At 45.4% G+C, this 3,818-nt stretch carries 2 protein-coding genes and 3 pseudogenes; 1 reads left to right on the forward strand and 4 read right to left on the reverse strand.

Annotated elements, in window-relative coordinates; genetic code table 11:
- Window positions 1–125 precede the first annotated feature (125 nt).
- From OCT58_RS10495 to bsh, 4 genes and pseudogenes are all read right to left on the reverse strand, one after another.
- Window positions 126–296 (reverse strand): annotated as a pseudogene (locus OCT58_RS10495) (DNA methyltransferase); the annotation flags it as partial.
- A pseudogene (argH, locus tag OCT58_RS10055) lies at window positions 287–1,000 on the reverse strand (argininosuccinate lyase); the annotation flags it as partial. The pseudogenes OCT58_RS10495 and argH, both read right to left, overlap by 10 nt.
- Window positions 990–2,219, reverse strand: a pseudogene (locus tag OCT58_RS10060) (argininosuccinate synthase). The pseudogenes OCT58_RS10060 and argH, both read right to left, overlap by 11 nt.
- A gap of 171 nt (window positions 2,220–2,390) precedes the next feature.
- The gene (gene bsh, locus OCT58_RS10065; RefSeq protein ID WP_267202696.1) at window positions 2,391–3,368 is read right to left on the reverse strand and encodes a choloylglycine hydrolase; all 978 of its coding nucleotides are present in this window, start codon (window positions 3,366–3,368) and stop codon (window positions 2,391–2,393) included.
- Window positions 3,369–3,536: 168 nt separating this feature from the next.
- Between bsh and OCT58_RS10070 the strand changes: the two genes are divergently transcribed.
- Window positions 3,537–3,818: helix-turn-helix domain-containing protein (locus tag OCT58_RS10070; protein WP_267202697.1), on the forward strand; the 282-nt coding region annotated here is incomplete at its 3' end.

The following is a 3,818-nucleotide window of genomic DNA, read 5'->3' on the forward strand; positions in this document are numbered from 1 at the left end:
TCATCAAACATTTACCACAAGTCGTTGCTAAACAGCTCCAGGCAGTCTAAAATTCACTAATTTGAATAGCCAGTTCCTTGATATAACAAGTGATTAAGCTCCTTTCCTGCTTTCAAGTTTTAGATAATGTTTTGAGACTCTGCCCACATTTGACTTTCAGCAATCCACATTGCTGTTCTAGCAACACTTACGGCAAAATCATTAATTTCAATACCATAAAAATTTTGAATCTTAATCTTTACTTTTATATCTGCATCAAGATTTAATGTGGAATTACTACCGACAATAATTTTAAGTCCCGGTCACTTACTGCATCCAGAGAATTCGCATAGGGCGCCTTAAAGCCTAATAAGTCGGCCGTCATCTGCCGATCAATCGGGAAGGTCGTCCCGGCTAGTGCCGCCGCGCCAAGGGGCGACAGGTCAGTATGCTGCTGGTTAAACTGGAACCGTTCAACGTCCCGCTGGAACATCTGGAAGTAGGCCATCAGGTAGTGGCCATAAGAAATCGGCTGAGCGTGTTGCATGTGGGTGTAGCCCGGCATGATTGTTTCCACGTTTTCACTCGCCAACCGCACTAAGGCTTGCTGGAGTTCCTTAATCGCTGCTACTACTTTGGGAAGCCGCTCTTTAATGTAGAGGTGGAAGTCCGTCGCTACCTGGTCATTCCGGCTCCGCCCAGTATGTAGTTTTCCCGCTACTGGACCAATCTTTTCCGTTAATAGCGCCTCGATATTCATGTGGATATCCTCATTGGCAACGGTAAAGTGGAGGCCATGATCAGCCAGCTCGGTTTTCAATTCCTCAAGTCCCTTAATGATTTGGTCGGCATCGGTTGCCGATAAAATGTTAGTTGCCTTCAGCATCTTAACGTGAGCCAAGGAGCCCATGATATCTTCCTTGGCCATCTCCTGGTCAAAGGAAATCGAAGCACCAAATTCATCGACTAACTCACTAGCGGCCTTTTCAAACCGGCCACCCCACATTTTCTTAATGGGCATTCGTTGGTTCTCCCTTCTTTACTTGCGCCTTGGCCTGGACTTGGGCATAAACTTTGTCAGGCAGTTCCCACAGTTTGATGAAGCCGGTTGCCGCCTCCTGGTCAAATTCATCAGCTGCGGTGTAAGTTGCTAAATTCTTGTCATAAAGTGAATTTGGTGACTTCCGTCCTTCACAAATAACATTACCCTTAAAGAGCTTGACCCGGACAACACCGTTAACGACCTTTTGGGTTTCATTCAAGAAGGCCACCAGTGCCTTCATCAGTGGTGAGTACCAGAGACCGTTGTAAATTAGCTCATCCATCTTTAGCTCAATTGTTGGCTTAAAGTGGGCAACTTCCCGTTCTTGGGTGAGGTCTTCCATATCCTTGTGGGCAGCCAGCAAAACAGTGGCGGCTGGGCACTCATAAATTTCCTGGGACTTAATCCCAACCAGCCGGTTTTCAACATGGTCAATCCGACCAATTCCGTTTTCACCAGCGACCTGGTCTAATTTCATGATTAGCTGGTCTAACGGTAGTTCTTCACCATCGAGGGCTACCGGAACCTCTTCTTTGAAACTGATTTCCATTACCGTTGGCTTATCTGGTGTCTCTTCAATTGGGGTCGTCCGTTCATAGGCATCTTCTGGTGCCGCTGCCCATGGGTCTTCCAGGATTCCACATTCATTTGCCCGTCCCCAGAGGTTCTGGTCAATTGAATACGGACTAGCCTTGGTAATCGGTACCGGGATTCCATGGTCCTTGGCGTACTGGATTTCTTCTTCCCGTGACCAGTGCTAATCCCGGATTGGGTCTTCAATCTTCATTTCCGGCGCAAGGGCGTGGATCCCCGCTTCAAACCGGACCTGGTCATTTCCCTTCCCGGTACAACCGTGGGCGATGGCCGTTGCACCATATTGTTGGGCAACACCAACCAGCTTTTGGACGATTAATGGCCGGGAGAGTGCTGAAACCAATGGGTATTTCTGCTCATACATTGCATGGGCTTGCAGGGCCGGAAGGACAAATTGTTCCGCGAAGTCGCGCTTGGCATCAATAACTACCGACTTCCAGGCACCAATCGCCGTTGCCTTCTGTTGGATAGCAGCGAGGTCCAAGCCCTCACCAACGTCGATACAGCAGGCGATTACGTCGTAACCCTTATTCATTAACCACGCAATTGCTACTGAGGTATCCAAGCCACCTGAATAAGCTAATACAATTTTCTCCTTTGCCATAAGATCGTCTCCATTCATATTTTTGTATATTTATTAATTGAAATTAATATGCAACTTTTATGAGCTAAAAGCAAGGATTATTTTATTTTTATTCATATTTCTGCATATAAAACTCTAAAAAAAGCAGCGATAACACTGTCGTCTCGGCAAGTTATCGCTACTTGGTCAGTTTTAATTTTGCATATTAATTGATTGGTGGCTAGCAATCGGGAAGCGGTGTAGCTGTTGCCCTTCCATATCTTCCGCGTGCATTTTAACCGCGTTAATCTGGTTATTATCATAGGTGGTGTAATAGAAGGTCCCCGTCGTCAGGTTAACCCCATCTGAATAAATAGTATATTCAAACTGGTCCTTGCCCACCTCATCGAGGCCCTTTTGTTGTTCCACCGCGTGTAGGCAGTGGAAGTAATTTGTAACGTTTGCTACCTCAGTTTCGCCAGCAGGTGCATGTTGGAGTGTGAAGACTTCTTTGACGAACCGGCTTTCAGAATCCATTCCCCCTGGCAGGAAATGTGAACCGGCACCCCGACTATAACTAGCAAGTGCCGTTTGGGGCGCCAAAGCATTAGCCGGGTTTGCCGGTGAAACACTCTGGTAGTTAGCCAAATTGGTCAATTGGTCAGGGAATTCTGGATTATTCGTTAAAACATTAACGGGATTATCATAAACATGTAGTCCAGAAGCAGTTGACTCCACCGTGATTGCTGCACCGCTCTTATCAGCGATAAGCCAGTGTAAGGGGGATAACTGCAACTGGTCAGAGAAGTTAATGTTGACTAAATTAAGGCTTTTAAGCAGTTCCTTAGCTTCGGCAACGTTCTTGCATTGGCCCAAGATATAGGGGATGAATTCAAATGGTGATACATTATCCTTCCCTTCTTCCACGGGGAAAAAGTGGGCCGGGCCATCAAAGTTTAGGCCAGCCATCCCTAGGCCTTCTTCATTGGCACCGTCAAAATATAGTGGATAGTTATCCTGCACTAGCGCCATCCCAGTAATAGCATAGTGGTGGTCTAAGCGTGGCATCTTACGAAAGTTTAGCGGATAGTCACGTGGTGTAATGACCACCTGTTGACCAAACGAAATCTCTAAATCAAGGTTACGGCCAAAGTAATGGTCGCCAGCAGTATATAAAATCGATGTACACATCGTACGGCACTTCCTTATGTAATCAGTTCGTCCTTATTCTAAAACTTTAAACCCTAAATTTCAAGAATAAGTTAGCCACCCAGTTGGTGGTAAATAAAAAACGCCATTCGGCGTGACATCAGGTATCATATTAAGTGAACCAAACCTATATGAAAGGATGTCCGTCAAATGACGCACTTAAATGATACCATGTCTACTATTTTATTGACTACTCATAAAAAGAATGCTCATCTTACTAAAGAAGAACGTGTGATGATTGCGACTTTAAAGTCGCAAGGACTTTCCAATCGCGCAATTGGTCGCCAATTAGGAGTTAATCATCAAACAATTAATAACGAGCTCAACCGTGGTACGGTCCGCCAACTTCGTCGTCAAAAATCTAATGGTAAGATTTACGAATATTCTTACTACATCTATAGTTATGAAGCTGGTCAGGCCACATATCTTGAA

Origin of the sequence: Limosilactobacillus kribbianus (genome assembly GCF_026413145.1) — a bacterium.
Lineage (GTDB): Bacteria > Bacillota > Bacilli > Lactobacillales > Lactobacillaceae > Limosilactobacillus > Limosilactobacillus kribbianus.